Source organism: Streptomyces griseoviridis, assembly GCF_005222485.1.
Classification (GTDB): Bacteria; Actinomycetota; Actinomycetes; order Streptomycetales; family Streptomycetaceae; genus Streptomyces; species Streptomyces hintoniae.
Map to the genome: position 1 here is coordinate 3,105,924 of NZ_CP029078.1, position 16,891 is coordinate 3,122,814.

Consider the following 16,891-nt stretch of genomic DNA (forward strand, 5'->3'; position numbering starts at 1 on the left):
GACACGTAGGGTACATGCCCGGCGACAGCCCGGCCGCCGCCGCGCGCGGGACCCGGCCACGGCGCCGGGAGGCGGACGCGACAGGGGTGTGCGACGGGCCCGGCGGACCCGCTACGATGCCTTCAGTGCCGGGGTCGCCGATCTCGATGACCGCGGCACGCGTTGTGCGGGCGTAGCTCAATGGTAGAGCCCTAGTCTTCCAAACTAGCTACGCGGGTTCGATTCCCGTCGCCCGCTCTGGACCGGCCCGGGGCCGGGCCGAGGATCACTCCTCGGCCCGGCCCCGGCTGTTTCCTCCGGCTCCCCGATCGCCTGCGGCCCCCGGTCCCCAGGCCCCAGGTCCCTGGCCTGCCGGTCCCGCGGCTCCCGGGCCGGCCGTCAGAAGCTGATGGAGTTGAGCGTCTCCGCTATCGAGTTCAGGAAGCGGTTGATCGACGGGGCCATGCCGCTCGACGCGAGGAAGAAGCCGAAGAGGATCGCCACGATGGCGGGCCCGGCCTTGATGGAGCCTCCCCGGATCAACACCACCAGGATGATCGCCAACAGGAGCACCACCGACAGTGAAATAGCCACAACTGATCACACCCTATGGACGGTCCGCTCTCCCGGCTCGGGGGCACCGGCCCGCACACCCCCGCCAGAACCATCGTGCCACCAACAGGGCCTCCGTATGCGGCCCGTGGGACATCGGCGGTGACGGCGGTGCCCAGGCGGTACCCGTGAGACCGGGCCCGCGGGTCGCCAACACCCCGTCCGAGCAGGGCCGTCCGGGGAATTCGGCCGGATCGTTTCCCTCTCCACACACCGTGCGCGCAGCTATTTCGAATTGCGCTCACAGCTGGTTCAAAGACAGGCCGTGAGAGGGCAGTCGGGCGGTCTTATGCAGTGTTTAGTGCGGATGAGTCATGACAAGCCGGGCACATGCGACGCGATGTCAAGTTTCCCGAATCCGGGGTATCCGAAGGCGGAACCGCGAATGACGTGGAGGGTTTTACGGAATCCCATGGACAACGCTAGGGTGCCTCAAATGTTCAACGCTGCCTCGTCCCCCGCATCCGCAGCGAGCACCGCGATCGTCTCCCCCGGCTTCCCCCGGGGTGAGGGTCGGTGACGAACTCGCTCCGATCACAAGGCCACACCGGAACACCCCGCAAGGCCGCCCCACCCGGCAAGCGGCGCGACGCGTTCTTCGACAACGCCAAGTACGTGGCGATCGTGCTGGTCGCGATGGGCCATTCCTGGGAACCGCTCAAGGGTGAGAGCCGCGTCCTGGAAGCGCTGTACACCGTCGTGTACGCGTTCCACATGCCGGCCTTCATCATCATCTCGGGCTATTTCTCCCGCAGTTTCGACATGCGCCCCGACCGGCTGCGCCGGCTGGTCACCGGGGTCGCCGTGCCCTACATCGTCTTCGAGACGGCCTACAGCCTCTTCAAGCGGTACGGCGACCACGATCCCGGCATGGCGGTCACCCTGCTCGACCCGTGGTACCTCACCTGGTTCCTGGTCGCCCTCTTCGTCTGGCGGCTGACCACCCCGCTGTGGAAGTCGCTGCGCTGGCCGCTGCCGGTCGCCCTCGGCATCGCGATGCTCGCCTCCGTGTCGCCCGAGATCGGCGACGACCTCGACCTCCAGCGGGTACTGCAGTTCCTGCCGTTCTTCGTGCTCGGCCTGTGCCTGAAGCCCGAGCACTTCCGGATGGTGCGCACCCGCAGGATGCGGATCGTGTCGGTGCCGGTGTTCGCCGCCGCGCTGGCCGTCGGCTGGTGGGCGGTGCCCCGCATGAACACCGCGTGGTTCTACCACCGCGACGCCGCCCAGGAGCTGGCCGCGCCCTGGTGGAGCGGCCCCGTGATGGTGCTGGCCCTGTTCGGCTGCTCGCTGGTGCTGACCGCGTGCTTCTTCTCCTGGGTGCCGGGCCGCACGCTGTGGTGCACGGCGCTGGGCGCGGGCACCCTCTACGGCTATCTGCTGCACGGCTTCGTGGTGAAGGCCGGTGACTTCTACGGCTGGTTCGACGCCGCGTGGCTGCACCGGCCGCTCGGTGAGATCGCGGTGACGGCCGCCGCGGCCGTCGTCGTCACCCTGCTGTGCACCCCGCCGGTGCGCCGGGTGTTCCGGTGTGTGATGGAGCCCGAGATGAAGTGGGCCTTCAAGCGGGACGCGGGCGAGGCGGCCCGGGAGCGCGAGAAGCGGGAGGGCGCCGGGCGGCCCGAGGGGTCGAAGGACTCCGCCGCGGACGCCGACCCGGCCACGCGGGACGGCAGCCGCGAGCTGCGGCAGTCGGCCGACGCGAGCGCCTGAGCCGCGCCGGGCCGCTTCAGCTGCGGCCCGGCTGATCATCGAGACCGAGGAGTGCGCGCATCCGCGCGTACTTCTCGGTCAGTCGTGTGCGGGTCGCCGCGTCGTCGAGGCGGGCGATCCTGGCCGGATCGGCGTTGTGCGCCAGGTCCGCCTCCTTCACCAGCCGCGCCCCCGGGGTGGCGAGGACGCGCGCCGCGTAGGCCGCGGGCTCCTCCCCCGGCCGCTTGGTCAGCGCCCGTACGACGTCCTTGGTGCGGGCGCTCAGCGCGGCCCGGCGCAGCCACCCCTCGGAGAGCGCGCCGTCCTCGACGGCGTCGTGCAGCCAGGCCGCCGCGATCTGGTCGTCGTCCCCGCCCCGGTCGCGGACCCCGGCGGCGACGGCCGCGAGGTGCTCGCTGTAGGGCCGTCCCGCCTTGTCGGTCTGGCCCTCGTGGGCGGCGCGGGCGAGGGACTCGACCTCGGCCAGGGTCAGGGGCGCGCTGGTCTCTGTCACCCGTTCAGTGTCTCCCGGTGCGCGGGGTGGACGGAGCGGCGGGGTGATCGGTTCCGTCGGCCGCGGGAAAGGCCGGGATCGTCCTGCGAGGTCCGGGGCGTTGGTAGCTTCGGCGAGAGCCGTGCCGGTCGGCGCGGTGCCTCCCCGAACGAGAGTGGTCTGATGCCCCCGACGATCCGCAGGGCCGTGATCCCCGCCGCCGGACTCGGCTCCCGTCTGCTGCCGCTGACCAAGGCGACGCCGAAGGAGATGCTGCCGGTCGGTGACAAACCGGTGATCGAGCACACCGTGCGTGAGCTGGTGGACAGCGGCATCACCGACATCACGATCGTGGTCTCCGGCGGGAAGAACCTGATCCAGGACCACTTCAGGCCCAATCCGACGCTGGTGGCGCAGTTGCGGGCGGACGGCAAGGCGGCGTACGCGGACGCGGTGGAGGAGGTCGCGGAGCTGGCCCGCCGGGGTCACATCACCTATCTGGATCAGCACGGCCCGTACGGCAACGGCACGCCGGTGCTGAACGCGGCCCGCAACGTCGGGGACGAACCGGTGCTGGTGCTCTGGCCCGACGACGTGTTCGTGGCCGAGGTGCCGCGGGCGCAGCAGCTGATCCGGGCGTACGAGCAGACCGCGTGCCCGGTGCTCGCCCTGCTGCCGATGGACCCGGTGGACTCCCAGCGCTACGGCGTGCCGATCGTCAAGGAGGACCTCGGGGACGGGCTGCTGCGGATCACCGGTCTGGTGGAGAAGCCGCAGCCGTCGGACGCGCCGTCCGCGTACGCGGCGATCGGCGGGTACGTCGTCACCCCGGGCATCATCGACGAGCTGCGGGAGCAGACCAGGCGCTGGTACGAGCGGCAGGACGGGGAGATCTATCTGACGGACGCGCTGAACGCGTACGCGGCGACCCGGGCGGTGTACGGGCAGGTGATCCAGGGCCGTTGGTACGACACCGGCAACCCGGCGGACTATCTGGTGGCGCAGATGGCGTCGGCGCTGGCGCACCCGGAGTACGGGCCGATCCTGCGGGGTCTGGTCCGCGATCTCGACGGCGGCGCCGGGGGCTGAGCGGGGGCTCTCACCTGGCGGCCTGCGCGGTCGGGCCCTCCCGGCAGATGAGCAGCAGCGCCCGGTCGTCGTTGACGTCCTTGGCGACGGCCTCGATGAGGTGCCAGGCCGCGCCGTGGAAGCCGCCTGCCACGTACCGGTCGGCCTCCCCGGTGAGCCGGTCGATGCCCTCGACGATGTCCCGTTCCGAGGTCTCGACCAGGCCGTCGGTGAAGAGCATCAGGACGTCGCCCGGCCGCAGGGAGCCCTTGACGGGGTCGAACTGGGCGCCGTCGTAGACGCCGAGGAGCGGGCCCTCGGCGGCCTTCTCCTCCCAGCGTCCGCTGCCGGCGCTGAGCTGGAGGCCCGGCGGGTGGCCCGCGGAGTACAGCTCGTAGTCGCCCGAGTCGAGGTCGAGGACCAGGTGGATGGAGGTGGCGAAGCCCTCGTCCCAGTCCTGGCGGAGCAGATAGCCGTTGGCGGCGGGCAGGAAGGCGTGCGGGGGCAGCGAGCCGAGCAGGCCGCCGAAGGCGCCGGACAGCAGCAGGGCGCGGGAGCCCGCGTCCATGCCCTTGCCCGAGACGTCGGTGAGGACGACCTCCATGGTGCGGCCGCCGTTGGTGCGGGCGGCGACCACGAAGTCGCCGGAGAAGGACTGGCCGCCGGCCGGGCGCAGCGCCATCTCGCGGTGCCAGCCGTCCGGGAGCTTGGGCAGCTTGCTCTGGACCCTGATGCGCTCGCGCAGGTCGAACAGCATGGTGCCGCCGCGCCGCCAGGGCACGCCGACCCGGCTGCGGAACTGGGCGACGAGCAGCCCGAAGAAGCCGCAGGCGGCGACGACCAGGACGACGCCGGGGGTGACCCGGGAGGGGCCCTCGGTGTACGGGCCGAGCCGGATCGACTCCACGATGAGGGCGGTGGCCGCGGCGGCGTACAGGGCGAGGAGGCTGGCGGGGCGCAGCAGCAGTCCGCCGGCGACGATGGGCAGGACCAGGGCGGCGGGCGAGCACCAGACGGAGTTGGCGAGGGTGGTGGCCGCGATGACGGGCACGGTGAGGAGCAGTCCGGCGAGGGCGATCCAGTCGGATCCGTCGCCGCGGAAGTAGTCGACGGCGCTTCTGCGCAGGCCGACGCGGGCCCGGTGCCACTGCATCTTCAACCGGGCCGTGAACGTATCGGCCGCCGCGCGCCGCTCTCGTCCTGCTGCCATTAGTTCGGGACCCTATCCATCGGACCAGCCGCTCGGCACGGGAGGTCCCACTTGTCCCCCGTCCGAGGCTCGACTTCACAGTGAACTTCACCGGGGGCCGCCGCGTCGCCCCCAAGGAGAAATTCCCTCGCTCGTCCTGCAATGCCCTGATAGGCATGGATCCATGGCGACTGATGTGACGGCACAAGCCCCTGATGGAACGGTTCTGCGACCCCTGAAGCAGGATGAATGGGATAAGTGGTACGACAGTTTGGTGCGGGCCTTCGGCGGAGTGCCGGAGTCCGCTGAGGAAAGGTCACTGTGGAAACGGCTCACCGAGGTCGACCACAGTCTGGGGGTGTGGGACGGCGACGCCTGCGTGGGGACGGCGGGCGCCTTCAGTTTCCGGCTGACGGTGCCGGGCGGCGCCGCGGTGCCGACGGCGGGCGTCACGATGGTCGGGGTCGCCGCGACCCATCGCAGGCGCGGCGTACTGACGTCGATGATGCGCCGTCAGCTGGACGACGTACGCGCCTCGGGACGGCCGCTCGCCGCGCTGACCGCCTCCGAGCCCGCGATCTACGGGCGGTTCGGGTACGGCGCCGCCACCCACGGCCTGAACATCGAGATCGACACGGCGCGGGTACGGCTCGCGGTGCCGCCCGGCACGGACGAGGTGCGGCTGCGCTACGCCGTCCCCGCCGAGGCCGTCGAGGTGTGCGAGGCGGTCTACGCGCGCACCGTCGAGGAGCGGCCCGGGATGATCGAGCGGCTGCCCGGCTGGGAGCAGATCGCCCTGCTGGACGCGGAGAGCAACCGGGAGGGCGCGTCGCCGTTGCAGTGCGTGGTGGCCGAGCGGGACGGCGAGGCCGTCGGGTACGCGCGGTTCCAGGTGAAGCCCGAGTGGGACACGAACGGCCCGGCGGGCACGGTGGTGCTGCGGGACACCCAGGCCCTCGACCCGGCGGCGCACGCGGCGCTGTGGCGGTTCCTGTTCGGCATCGACCTCACCTCGAAGCTGACCGCGTACGGGCGCCCGACGGACGAGGCGTGGCAGTACCTGGTCTCCGACATCAGGCGCTGCGGCCTGCGGGTCCGTGACGCGCTGTACGTCCGTCTCGTGGACGTCGGCGCGGCACTCCAGGCCCGCACCTACCAGGCGCCGTTGGACGTGGTGCTGGACGTCGAGGACGCCTTCTGCCCCTGGAACGAGGGCCGTTGGCGACTGACCGGGGACGCCAAGGGCGCGTCCTGCGAGCGCACCGACGACCACGCCGATCTCGCCCTGTCGGTGCGGGAGTTGGGGTCGGCGTATCTCGGCGGGGTGACGCTCGGCGCGCTCGGTGCCGCCGGGCGGGTGCGCGAACTGCGGCCCGGCGCGCTGGCCGAGGCGTCGACGGCGTTCGCGTCCACGGTGGCGCCCTGGCTGCCGCACGGCTTCTAGGAGCGGCGTGCCCAGGCCGGACCCGCCGGGTGCGGTGGGTGCGGCCGGGGGCGGGTCAGCGGGACTGGCAGGTGGGGCACCAGAAGAGGTTGCGGGCGGCGAGGTCGGCGGTGCGGATCTCGTCGCCGCAGAGGTGGCAGGGCTGGGGCGCCCTGCGGTACACGTACACCTCGCCGCCGTGGTCGTCGACGCGCGGCGGGCGGCCCATCGCCTCCGGGGTGTGCTCGGGGCGGACGGTGTCGATGCGGTTGGTGCGCACGCCCTCGCGCATCAGGGCGACCAGGTCGGCCCAGACGGCGTCCCACTCCGCCTCGGTGAGGTCCCTGCCCGCGCGGTAGGGGTCGATGCCGTGCCGGAAGAGGACCTCCGCGCGGTAGACGTTGCCGACGCCCGCGATCACCTTCTGGTCCATGAGGAGCGCGGCGACCGTCGTGCGGCTGCGGGAGATCCGCAGGTACGCCGCCCGCGGGTCGGCGTCCGGGCGCAGCGGGTCGGGGCCGAGGCGCTCGTGCACCGCCGTCTTCTCGGCGTCCGTGATGAGCGCGCAGGTGGTCGGGCCGCGCAGGTCGACGTAGGCGGCGTGGTGCGCGAGGCGGAGGCGGACGGTGTCGGTGGGCGGCGGCGCCGGGGCGCCCCCGAAGCCCACCTTGCCGAAGAGGCCGAGGTGGATGTGGACCCACAGGTCGTCCCCGAAGCCGAGGAAGAGGTGTTTGCCGTGCGCCTCGGTGCGGGTGAGCGGGACGCCGTCCAAGAGGGCGGCCGCGTCGGAGAACTTGCCCTGGGGGCTGGTCACCCGGGGCGCGGTACCGGCGAAGCGGGCCCGGTAGTCGTCGGCGAGCCGGTGGATCGTGTGGCCCTCGGGCACGGACGGCCGTTCCTCTCTCGGCGAAGGACGCGGGGCGCGGGGCGGCGGCCCGGCCGCCCCGCGCGGGCGGCTACGGCTGCGGGTGGTGCGGCGGGATCGGGGGCAGCTCGCCCGTCGTCTCGTACGCGCTGAGCATGTCGATGCGGCGGACGTGGCGCTCGCCGCCGGAGAACGGGGTGGCGAGGAACGTCTCGACGAACGACGTCGCCTCCTCGGTGGTGTGCATGCGGGAGCCGACGGCGACGACGTTGGCGTTGTTGTGCTCGCGGCCGAGGGCGGCGGTCTGCTCGCTCCAGGCGAGGGCGGCGCGGACCCCCTTCACCTTGTTCGCGGCGATCTGCTCGCCGTTGCCCGAGCCGCCGATGACGATGCCGAGGGCGTCGGGGTCGGCGGCGGTGCGCTCCGCGGTGCGCAGGCAGAAGGGCGGGTAGTCGTCCTCGGCGTCGTAGAGGTGCGGGCCGCAGTCGACGGGATCGTGGCCGGCCGACGTCAACCACTCCACGAGGTGGTTCTTGAGCTCGAAGCCGGCATGGTCGGAACCGATGTACACGCGCATGGCTCCGAGTGTGACACGGCGGTTTCCGGGAAGCAGCGCCGGGTGGCCCATCGGAAAGACACCGGTCACATCGGGAAACCTCAAGAAAAGCTCAAGTAACGATCTGGATTCAAAGGTTCAGGAATACCTTTGCCTCCGATTCACTGGACCGATTCGTACGCCGTTCGTATGTCGTCCGTACGCCGTGCGAACACCCTGATTACGCCGCCCCCACTCGGACCCCTCTCCCGGCGCAAAGGAATTCCCCCATGACCGGACTTCAGGCAGGACTCAAGGACCGACATCTGTCGATGATCGCCATCGGCGGCGTCATCGGCGCGGGTCTCTTCGTCGGATCGAGCACCGGTATCGCCACCGCGGGCCCCGGCATCCTGCTGTCCTACGCCCTCGTCGGCACGCTCGTCGTCCTCGTGATGCGGATGCTCGGCGAGATGTCCGCGGCCAACCCCACCTCGGGCTCGTTCTCCGCGCACGCCGACCGCGCGCTCGGCCGCTGGGCCGGTTTCTCCATCGGCTGGCTGTACTGGTTCTTCTGGGTCGTGGTGCTCGCGGTCGAGGCCACCGCGGGCGCCAAGATCCTGGAGGGCTGGATCCCGGCCGTGCCGCAGTGGGGGTGGGCGCTGATCGTGATGATCGTGCTGACCGCGACCAACCTCGTCTCGGTCGGCTCCTACGGCGAGTTCGAGTTCTGGTTCGCCGGCATCAAGGTCGTCGCGATCGGCGCGTTCGTCGTGGTCGGCCTGCTCGCGGTGTTCGGCGTGCTGCCGGGCGCCGACACCGACAAGGCCGGGCTCGGCAACCTCACCGACCACGGCGGGTTCCTGCCGCACGGCGCGGGCGCCATCCTGACCGGTGTGCTGCTGGTCGTCTTCTCCTTCATGGGCAGCGAGATCGTCACCCTGGCCGCGGGCGAGACCGCGAACCCGCGCAAGGCGGTCACCAAGGCGACCAACAGCGTCATCTGGCGGATCGCCGTCTTCTACCTGGGCTCGATCTTCGTCGTCGTCGCGCTGCTGCCGTGGAACGACCCGTCGATCGAGAAGAAGGGCTCGTACGTCGCCGCCCTCGACTCCCTGGGCATCGCGCACGCCGGCCAGATCATGAACTTCATCGTGCTGACGTCGGTGCTGTCCTGTCTCAACTCCGGCCTCTACACGGCCTCCCGCATGGCGTTCTCGCTCGGTGAGCGCGGGGACGCTCCGAAGGCGTTCGCCAGGACCACCTCGCGGGGCGTGCCGATGGCGGCGATCGTGTCGTCGGTCGTCTTCGGCTTCGTCGCCGTCTTCTTCAACTACAAGTTCCCCGACTCGGTCTTCCTGTTCCTGGTCAACTCCAGTGGCGCGGTGGCCCTGTTCGTGTGGCTGGTCATCTGCTTCTCGCAGCTGCGCATGCGGCGCATCATCCAGGCCGAGGCGCCGGAGAAGCTCGTCGTGAAGATGTGGCTGTACCCGTATCTGACCTGGGCGACCGCCGCGTTGATCGTGTTCGTGCTGGGCTACATGCTCACCGACACGGAACACGACGGGCGGACCACGGTGCTGCTGTCGCTGCTGGTCGCGGCGGTGGTGCTGATCATCGCCTTCGTGAAGGAGAAGGTCGGCGGCGGCGCCCGCGCGGCCGAGGTCGCGGCGCCGCCGGGCGAGCCGCTCGACGACGCCGTCAAGACGCCCTAGCACCACCCGAACGCGGGAAGGGGCCCACCGACGTGATGTCGGCGGGCCCCTTCCCGTGCGGCGGGCGTGCGGTCAGCGCCTGTCGAGCAGCTTCCAGGCGGTGGGCAGCAGCCCCATCGCCAGCGCGGCCTTGACGGCGTCACCGATCAGGAACGGCGTGAGTCCCGCCGCGACGGCGGCGGACGCGGACATCCCGGCGGCGTACGCCAGGTACGGGACGCCGACCGCGTAGATGATCGCCTCGCCGAGCAGCATCGTGCCGGCCGTGCGCAGCACCGAGCGGTCCGCGCCGCGGCGGGCCAGGGCGCCGACGGCGGTGGAGGCGAGCAGCAGGCCGAGGACGTAGCCGAAGGAGACCATGCCGGCCCCGGAGCCGCCCTCCGCGAACCACGGCACGCCGACGACGCCGGCCAGCGCGTACAGGGCGAGCGCGAAGAAGCCGCGCCCGGCGCCGAGGGCGGTGCCGACGAGGAGCGCGGCGAAGGTCTGGCCGGTCACCGGGACCGGGGAGCCCGGCACGGGCACGGCGATCTGGGCGGCGACGCCGGTGAGCACGGCACCGCCGACGACGAGGGCGACGTCACGGACGCGGGAGGCCGGGAGCAGGTCGGCGAGGACCTGGCCGGTGCTGGTGGGGGCGGTGGCGGTACTCATGGGACTCCGCGGGTCGGGGCAGACGGGGACAGGCTGACGCTAACCCGGGGTGCGCGGCCCGGACACCGTCAGCGGTCGACAAAGGGGGGAACGGCAGGTTGGTGTGATCCGGACAAAGGATGCGGGTTACACACCGGGCCGCGTGATACCGGTCACTGAGCGGAGGACGTTTTCCTCACGGGTGCCTTTCTCGCGGAGCGCTTTCCTCGTGGGGAGCCTTTCGCGCGGGACGCCTTCCGCGCGGGGTGCCTTCCTCGTGGGGCGCCTATCGCGCGGGACGCCTTCCTCGGGCACGGAGGGCGGGCGGGCGCTCCGCGACCCCGTGGTCACCGTCCGTCGTCGCGGTGTCCGGATGGTGGGCAGGCAGCTCGGCGGCCTCCGGGGGACGTCGAGACTGTTGTCGTTTTTGTCCATCTCACGTACGGGACGTAGTCGCGCCATGCCCAGCAGCACCACCGAGGAGACGCCGCAGCGGCAGGACGCCTCCCTGTCGCACGGTCTCAAGCAGCGCCATCTGTCGATGATCGCCCTCGGCGGGGTCATCGGCGCGGGACTGTTCGTCGGTTCCGGCGCCGGTATCGCCGCGGCCGGTCCCTCCATCGTCGTCGCGTACGCGCTCTCCGGCCTGCTCGTGATGCTGGTGATGCGGATGCTCGGCGAGATGTCGGCCGCGCATCCGTCGTCGGGTTCGTTCTCCGCGCACGCCGAGCGGGCGATCGGGCCGTGGGCGGGCTTCACGGTGGGCTGGGCGTTCTGGGTGCTGCTGTGCACGGTGGTCGGCCTTGAGGGCATCGGCGCCGCGCACATCGTCACCGGCTGGCTGCCGGGGACCCCTCAGTGGATGTGGGTGGCGCTGTTCGTGGTGGTCCTCTGCGGCGCGAACCTCGCCGCCGTGAAGAACTTCGGCGAGTTCGAGTTCTGGTTCGCCGCCCTGAAGGTCGGCGCGATCGGCCTGTTCCTGGTGCTGGGCGTGCTGGCGGTCGCGGGCGTCCTGCCGGGCACCGACTCCCCCGGCACCACCCACCTCGCCGACTTCCTCCCGCACGGCGGCGAGGGCCTGGTGGTGGGGCTGCTCGCGTCGATCTTCGCGTACGGCGGGCTCGAGACGGTGACCATCGCGGCGGCCGAGTCCGAGGACCCGGTGCGGGGCGTGGCGAGCGCGGTCAGGACGGCGATGTGGCGCATCGCGCTGTTCTACGTCGGCTCGATGGCGGTCGTCGTCACGCTGGTGCCGTTCGACGCGCGGGAGATCGTCGAGGACGGCCCGTACGTGGCCACGCTCCAGCGGATCGGCGTGGACGGCGCGGGCCAGGTCATGAACGTCGTCATCCTGGTCGCGCTGCTGTCCGCGATGAACGCCAACATCTACGGCTCCTCGCGGATCGCGTACTCGCTGGTGCGGCGCGGTCTCGGCCCGAGGGCGCTGGGGCGGGTGTCGGGCGGGGTGCCTCGGGTGGCGGTGCTGGTGTCCTGCGCGGTGGGGCTGGTCTGCGTGCTGCTCAGCCGCTGGCGGCCCGACGACGTGTTCGCCTGGCTGCTGAACACGGTGGGCGCGGTGATCCTGGTCGTCTGGATCTTCATCGCCGTCTCCCAGCTGCGGCTGCGCCGGCGTCTCGAACGGGAGTCGCCCGAGCGTCTGGCGGTGCGGATGTGGGCGTTCCCGGTGCTGACCTGGGTGGCGCTGGCCGGGATGGCGGCGGTGTTCGTCCTGATGGCCCGTGAGCCGGCCACCCGGGTGCAGCTGTACGCGACGGGCGGGATGACGGCGGCGCTGGCGGCGGTGGGGTACGCGCGGCAGCGGGCGCGGGGCCGGCGGCCCGTCTGACGGCGGCGCGGCCCGACGGCACGCCCACGACCCCCCTCGGTGCACCCGGAGGGGGTCTTTTGTTGCTAGGTTGTAGTTGCAAGTCTTTTGCAATAAGACGTCACCAGGTCGGAGGGGACCCGCCATGCCCGTCTACACGCTCCCTGAACTGCCGTACGACTACACCGCGCTCGAACCGGTCATCAACCCGCAGATCGTCGAGCTGCACCACGACAAGCACCACGCGGCGTACGTGAAGGGCGCGAACGACACCCTGGAGCAGTTGGCGGAGGCCCGGGACAAGGAGTCCTGGGGCTCGATCAACGGCCTGGAGAAGAACCTGGCCTTCCATCTCTCCGGCCACATCCTGCACTCGATCTACTGGCACAACATGACCGGCGACGGCGGCGGTGAGCCCCTCGCCGCCGACGGAGTCGGCGAACTGGCGGACGCCATCACCGAGTCCTTCGGCTCGTTCGCCGCGTTCAAGACCCAACTCACCAAGGCGGCCGCCACGACGCAGGGTTCGGGCTGGGGCGTCCTCGCCTACGAGCCGCTCAGCGGCCGGCTGATCGTCGAGCAGGTCTACGACCACCAGGGCAACGTCGGCCAGGGATCGACCCCGATCCTGGTCTTCGACGCCTGGGAGCACGCCTTCTACCTCCAGTACAAGAACCAGAAGGTCGACTTCATCGAGGCCATGTGGGCCGTCGTCAACTGGCAGGACGTGGCCCGCCGTCACCAGGCGGCGAAGTCACGCGCCGACGTCCTGCTGCTCGCCCCCTGACCCGGGGCCCACCGGACGCCCTGCCTCGTGATCGTCTTCTCAACCTTCACCGGCGGGCGGAGTGAGGGGAACCCCCGCGAGGACATGACTCGCGGGGGTTTCCTGTGTCCGCGTCAGCGACCGCCCTCCTCGCAGGGCACGTTGAGCGAGATCAGCCCCACCGAGCCGTCCGTCAGGCGGAGTTCGGTGACGGCCGCGTTGCGCAGCCGCGGGAAGACCCGGCGGTAGTCGCGGGCCGGGATAGACAGCAGGGTGCACAGCACCAGGCGCAGCAGGGTGTTGTGGGCGACGACCAGGACCCGCCCGCCGGGGTGCGCCGCGGCGATCGAGCGCAGCGCGGCGGCACCCCGCTGGGCCGCGGCGGCCGGGTCCTCGGCGCCGGGGAAGGGGTGGGCGACCGGGTCCGCGAGGAAGGCCGCCGCGCCCTCGGGGTCCTCGGCGGCGAACTCGGTGAGCGGACGGCCCTCCACCACGCCGAAGTCGCACTCCCGCAGATCGGGGTCGACGCGGGGGCGCAGGCCGAGGGTCCGGCAGGCGGGCTCGGCGGTGCGGACCGCGCGCGCCAGGGGCGACGTCCACACCGCGTCGACGGGATGGGCCCCGGCCCACCGCCCGAGCGCCTCGGCCTGGGCCCGCCCGGTGTCGGTCAGCGCGATGTCACTGACCCCGGCGTACCGGTTCTCGGCATGCCAGACGGTCTGCCCGTGCCGGGCCAGGAGAAGAGTGGTCGCGGTGGAGACGGGGCTACTGGTCATACGGGGCAGTATCGCGGGCCGGGGGCGGCGGGGGGCCGGGGGCGGGTGAGGCAGGCCGCCCGCCGACCCGGGTCGGGTCGAGTCGGGCCCTGTTCAGGGGCAGGGCGCATCGGCCGTCAGAGGGGCAGGGCACGTTCGTCGTCAGAGGGCCAGGGCTCGTCCCTCGTCAGAGGGGCAGGGCACGTCCGTCGTCAAAGGGTCAGGGCACGTCCCTCGTCAGGCGGGTCCGGGCGTGGGTGGCCACCTCCTCGGGGAGCCAGCCCCTGGTCGTCAGGGCGGTCAGGAGGCGGGTGTAGGGCTCGGCGAAGCGGGCGGTGCGGGCCGGGGCCGGGGTGAAGGTCGCGCCGACGTGGACCATCGCGTCCGTGACGTCGGTCAGCGGGGTGCCGGTCGTGGCGTGGGCGGCCAACGCGGCCATTCCCAGGGCCGGTTCGGTCTGCCGGGGGACGCGGGAGGGGCGGGCCAGGATGTCGGTGCGCAGCTGGTTCCAGTAGGGGCTGCGGGCACCGCCCCCGGTGAAGGTGAGCGGCCCGTCCATGGGGGCGCCGAGGTGGTGCAGGTAGTCGAGGCAGAGCCGTTCCGTGAGGGCGACGCCCTGGAGCAGCGCCGCCCACCGGTCGGCCGGCCCGGCCGGTTCCCCGAGCACCAGCGCCGTGGCGCGCGGCGCCAGGAACGGGAACCGCTCCCCCGGCGACACCAGCGGGTAGATGACCGCCCCGGCCGGCTCATGGGCGGCGGCCGATCGGTCCATGGCGGCCGGGTCGACGCCGGGGAAGGCCGCCGCGAGCGCCCCCGCGCCCACGCTCGACGCCCCGCCGGGCAGCCAACTCCCGTCCGGCGCACGGTGGTTGTAGACGACTCCGGTGGCGTCGCGGACCGGTGCGAGGGCGGCGCCCTTGAGGACGAGCGTCGTACCGAGCACGGAGTTCCAGGCGCCGGGCCGCAGCGCGCCCGAGGCGATCTGGGCCGCGCAGCCGTCGGTCATCCCGGCGATCACCGGGGTGCCGGCCGGGACGCCGGTCGCCTCGGCGGCCCGCGCGCCCACCTCGCCGAGCCGGGTGCCGGGGGCGACCACCTCGGGCAGCGCGCCGTCCGGCAGTCCGAGGCCGGTGGCGGGCCAGGCGGCGCGCTCCAGGTCGTACCCGGTCTTCAGGGCGTGGCTGGAATCCGTCGGTACCGGGTGCCCGATCAGCCGGGCGGTGATCACGTCGGGCTGGTGGGTGATCCGCCCTGGGCCGTGGGCGTCGAGCAGCCAGAGCGCCTTGGGCAGCCCCCAGCCGTCCTGCACGGCGAGGCCGGCCGCCCTGGCCCGCGCGCCCTCGGCGGTGGCCCGCCCGTCGTCGTACATCAGCGCGGGGCTCACCGGCCGGCCCGCGGGGTCCGTCAGCAGCACGGTCCCCGACGTGCCGCACACCGCGAGCCCGCCGACCCGCGCGCCCCGGCGGCCGGCGAGGGCCTCCCGGCAGGCCGCGCACACCGCCCGCCACCACCCCTCGGGGTCCTGCTCGTGCCGCCCCGGCCGTCGGTTCCCGGCCAGCGGCGCGGTGCCGCCGCCGAGGACCGTGCCGTCGCCGGTGACCAGCAGCGCGCGGACGCCCTGGGTGCCGAGGTCGACGCCCAGCCATGCCTCGTCCTTCGCGCCTTCGACGCGCTCGACCGCCATCAGGACCTCCGTGGTGTGTGCGTGCGGTGCGGGGGGTTCCGTCCGGCTCGCGCGCGGCGCGCGCCGGGCGACCCCCTGTGAAGTTCACACCTTTCCCCGATATCGAACCGGCATTTTCCCCTGCGGGAGGGATTGACACTCAACTTCCCTCGTTACAACCTCTGTTGACGAGTCGCGTTCCTTCGGCTCGACGTGTTGCCCCGCACCGGACCCAGCCCCACCTGGAGGTCACGGATGGACACGCACGCGCACGACCGCCGCCGCTTCCTCGCGCTCACCGCCGCGACCGCCGCGACCCCGTTCCTCGCGGCCTGCGGCGCGGGGTTCGGCGGTACCGACGACAAGGGCGACGGCTCGGCCGCCGACGACGTCACCGGCTCCTTCGACTGGCGGCGGGAGCGCGGCACGACCGTCAAGGCGCTGCTCAACAAGCACCCGTACGCGGACGCCCTGATCGCCGACCTGAAGTCGTTCACCGCGAAGACGGGCATCGAGGTCGAGTACGACGTCTTCCCCGAGAACAACTACTTCGACAAGCTGACCGTCGACCTCTCCAGCGGACGCGCCTCCTACGACGTCTTCATGCTGGGCGCGTACATGGTGTGGCAGTACGGTCCGCCGGGCTGGCTCGAGGACCTCGGCCCGTGGATGCGCAACTCCTCGGCCACCGGCGGCGACTGGGACCAGGACGACTTCTTCCCCAACCTCCTCGAAGCCGACCAGTGGTCCCTGAAGGACGGCGCCCCGCTCGGGCGGGGCGGCCAGTACGCGCTGCCGTGGGGGTGGGAGACCAACGTCGTCGCCTACAACACCGAGGTTTTCAGGAAGCTGGGGCTCAAGCCCGCCGAGAGCTTCGACGAGCTGCGCGAGCTGGCCGCGGTCGTCAAGAGGAAGGCGCCCGGGGCGGGTTACGACGGGATGTACGGCATCGCGGTGCGCGGGTCGCGCAGTTGGGCCACCATCCACCCCGGTTTCATGACCATGTACGCCCGCAACGGGCTGCGGGACTTCACCGTGGACGGCGGCGCCCTGAAGCCCGCGATGAACACCCCGGCGGCGGTGGCGTTCACCGAGGAGTGGGCGGACATGGTGAAGCGGGGCGGGCCACCGTCCTGGACGTCGTACACCTGGTACCAGTGTTCGAGTGATCTGGGCGCGAAGAAGGCCGCGATGCTGTTCGACGCGGACACCGCCGCCTACTTCCAGGCGGTGGACGGCGCGAGCCCGGCCTCCGGGAAGATCGCGTTCCATCCCGGGCCGAAGGGTCCCGACGGTTCGCTCGCCACCAACATGTGGATCTGGTCGCTCGGAATGAACGCCAGGAGCCGGAAGAAGAAAGCCAGTTGGCTGTTCCTCCAGTGGGCCACCGGCAAGGAGCATCTGCGCCGGGCCGCCCTCACCCACCAGCACATCGACCCGGTCCGCAGGTCGATCAGCCAGGACGCCGCCTACCGGAACAAGATGCGGCACCTGCCCGGCTTCCTCGACACCTTCGAGACCGTCGTCGGCCAGACGACGATCCAGTTCACCCCGCAGGCGCAGTTCTTCGACGCCACCACCAGCTGGGCCGCGGCCCTCCAGGAGATCTACGGCGGCCGGAGCGCGGGCTCGGTGCTGAACGGGCTCGCGGGCGACCTCGCCCGGAAGGTGCGCTGAG

Annotated in this window: 15 protein-coding genes and 1 tRNA gene; 8 read left to right on the plus strand and 8 right to left on the minus strand. The window is 72.0% G+C overall.

The genetic code is table 11. The annotated features are described in order from the left end of the window. The first annotated feature begins 166 nt into the window (after positions 1–166). Positions 167–237: transfer RNA gene (locus DDJ31_RS12850), tRNA-Gly, on the plus strand. Positions 238–378: 141 nt separating this feature from the next. On the opposite strand, the gene DDJ31_RS12855 is transcribed toward DDJ31_RS12850, so the two are convergent. Continuing rightward, positions 379–573, minus strand: a complete 195-nt coding sequence (locus DDJ31_RS12855; RefSeq protein WP_093825373.1) for a hypothetical protein — start codon at positions 571–573, stop codon at positions 379–381. Between the two features lie 534 nt (positions 574–1,107). Here DDJ31_RS12855 and DDJ31_RS12860 point away from each other — a divergent pair. Then, a complete protein-coding gene (locus tag DDJ31_RS12860; protein ID WP_127180132.1) occupies positions 1,108–2,304 on the plus strand; it encodes an acyltransferase family protein in 1,197 nt (398 codons plus the stop codon). 16 nt (positions 2,305–2,320) lie between these two features. Here DDJ31_RS12860 and DDJ31_RS12865 read toward each other — a convergent pair whose 3' ends face one another. Next, positions 2,321–2,797 (minus strand): HD domain-containing protein, encoded by a 477-nt coding sequence (locus tag DDJ31_RS12865; RefSeq protein ID WP_127180131.1) that lies wholly within the window; start codon positions 2,795–2,797, stop codon positions 2,321–2,323. Positions 2,798–2,959: 162 nt separating this feature from the next. On the opposite strand from DDJ31_RS12865, the gene DDJ31_RS12870 reads away from it, so the two are divergent. After that, the gene (locus DDJ31_RS12870) at positions 2,960–3,865 is read left to right on the plus strand and encodes a UTP--glucose-1-phosphate uridylyltransferase (protein WP_127180130.1); all 906 of its coding nucleotides are present in this window, start codon (positions 2,960–2,962) and stop codon (positions 3,863–3,865) included. Between the two features lie 10 nt (positions 3,866–3,875). On the opposite strand, the gene DDJ31_RS12875 is transcribed toward DDJ31_RS12870, so the two are convergent. Beyond that, a complete protein-coding gene (locus DDJ31_RS12875) occupies positions 3,876–5,054 on the minus strand; it encodes a PP2C family protein-serine/threonine phosphatase (RefSeq protein ID WP_127180129.1) in 1,179 nt (392 codons plus the stop codon). A 163-nt stretch (positions 5,055–5,217) separates the two neighbouring features. On the opposite strand from DDJ31_RS12875, the gene DDJ31_RS12880 reads away from it, so the two are divergent. Continuing rightward, on the plus strand, positions 5,218–6,477 hold the full coding sequence (locus tag DDJ31_RS12880; protein ID WP_127180128.1) for a GNAT family N-acetyltransferase: 1,260 nt from the start codon (positions 5,218–5,220) through the stop codon (positions 6,475–6,477). A gap of 55 nt (positions 6,478–6,532) precedes the next feature. Here the strand turns inward: DDJ31_RS12880 and DDJ31_RS12885 are convergent, their stop codons facing one another. Next, entirely contained in the window at positions 6,533–7,342 is an 810-nt protein-coding gene (locus DDJ31_RS12885) for an Fpg/Nei family DNA glycosylase (protein WP_127180127.1), read from the minus strand. Positions 7,343–7,412: 70 nt separating this feature from the next. Next, complete coding sequence (locus DDJ31_RS12890; protein WP_127180126.1) at positions 7,413–7,898, minus strand: ribose-5-phosphate isomerase; 486 nt, start codon at positions 7,896–7,898, stop codon at positions 7,413–7,415. Between the two features lie 248 nt (positions 7,899–8,146). Between DDJ31_RS12890 and DDJ31_RS12895 the strand changes: the two genes are divergently transcribed. Further along, positions 8,147–9,571: an amino acid permease gene (locus DDJ31_RS12895; protein WP_127180125.1), complete on the plus strand. Its 1,425-nt coding sequence runs from the start codon at positions 8,147–8,149 to the stop codon at positions 9,569–9,571. A 72-nt stretch (positions 9,572–9,643) separates the two neighbouring features. Here the strand turns inward: DDJ31_RS12895 and DDJ31_RS12900 are convergent, their stop codons facing one another. Continuing rightward, positions 9,644–10,225, minus strand: coding sequence for a biotin transporter BioY (locus tag DDJ31_RS12900; protein WP_127180124.1), 582 nt, complete (start codon positions 10,223–10,225; stop codon positions 9,644–9,646). A gap of 439 nt (positions 10,226–10,664) precedes the next feature. Here DDJ31_RS12900 and DDJ31_RS12905 point away from each other — a divergent pair, with 439 nt between their 5' ends. Further along, positions 10,665–12,050, plus strand: a complete 1,386-nt coding sequence (locus DDJ31_RS12905) for an amino acid permease (RefSeq protein WP_127180123.1) — start codon at positions 10,665–10,667, stop codon at positions 12,048–12,050. 124 nt (positions 12,051–12,174) lie between these two features. Further along, positions 12,175–12,816 carry a superoxide dismutase gene (locus tag DDJ31_RS12910; protein WP_127180122.1) on the plus strand — a complete coding sequence of 214 codons (642 nt, stop codon included), beginning with the start codon at positions 12,175–12,177 and terminating at the stop codon, positions 12,814–12,816. A gap of 113 nt (positions 12,817–12,929) precedes the next feature. Here the strand turns inward: DDJ31_RS12910 and DDJ31_RS12915 are convergent, their stop codons facing one another. Further along, positions 12,930–13,571 carry a histidine phosphatase family protein gene (locus DDJ31_RS12915; protein WP_127180121.1) on the minus strand — a complete coding sequence of 214 codons (642 nt, stop codon included), beginning with the start codon at positions 13,569–13,571 and terminating at the stop codon, positions 12,930–12,932. Positions 13,572–13,770: 199 nt separating this feature from the next. Further along, positions 13,771–15,234, minus strand: a complete 1,464-nt coding sequence (locus tag DDJ31_RS12920; RefSeq protein ID WP_127180120.1) for an FGGY-family carbohydrate kinase — start codon at positions 15,232–15,234, stop codon at positions 13,771–13,773. A 234-nt stretch (positions 15,235–15,468) separates the two neighbouring features. Here DDJ31_RS12920 and DDJ31_RS12925 point away from each other — a divergent pair, with 234 nt between their 5' ends. Then, complete coding sequence (locus tag DDJ31_RS12925) at positions 15,469–16,890, plus strand: ABC transporter substrate-binding protein (protein ID WP_127180119.1); 1,422 nt, start codon at positions 15,469–15,471, stop codon at positions 16,888–16,890. The last annotated feature ends 1 nt before the right edge of the window (position 16,891 follow it).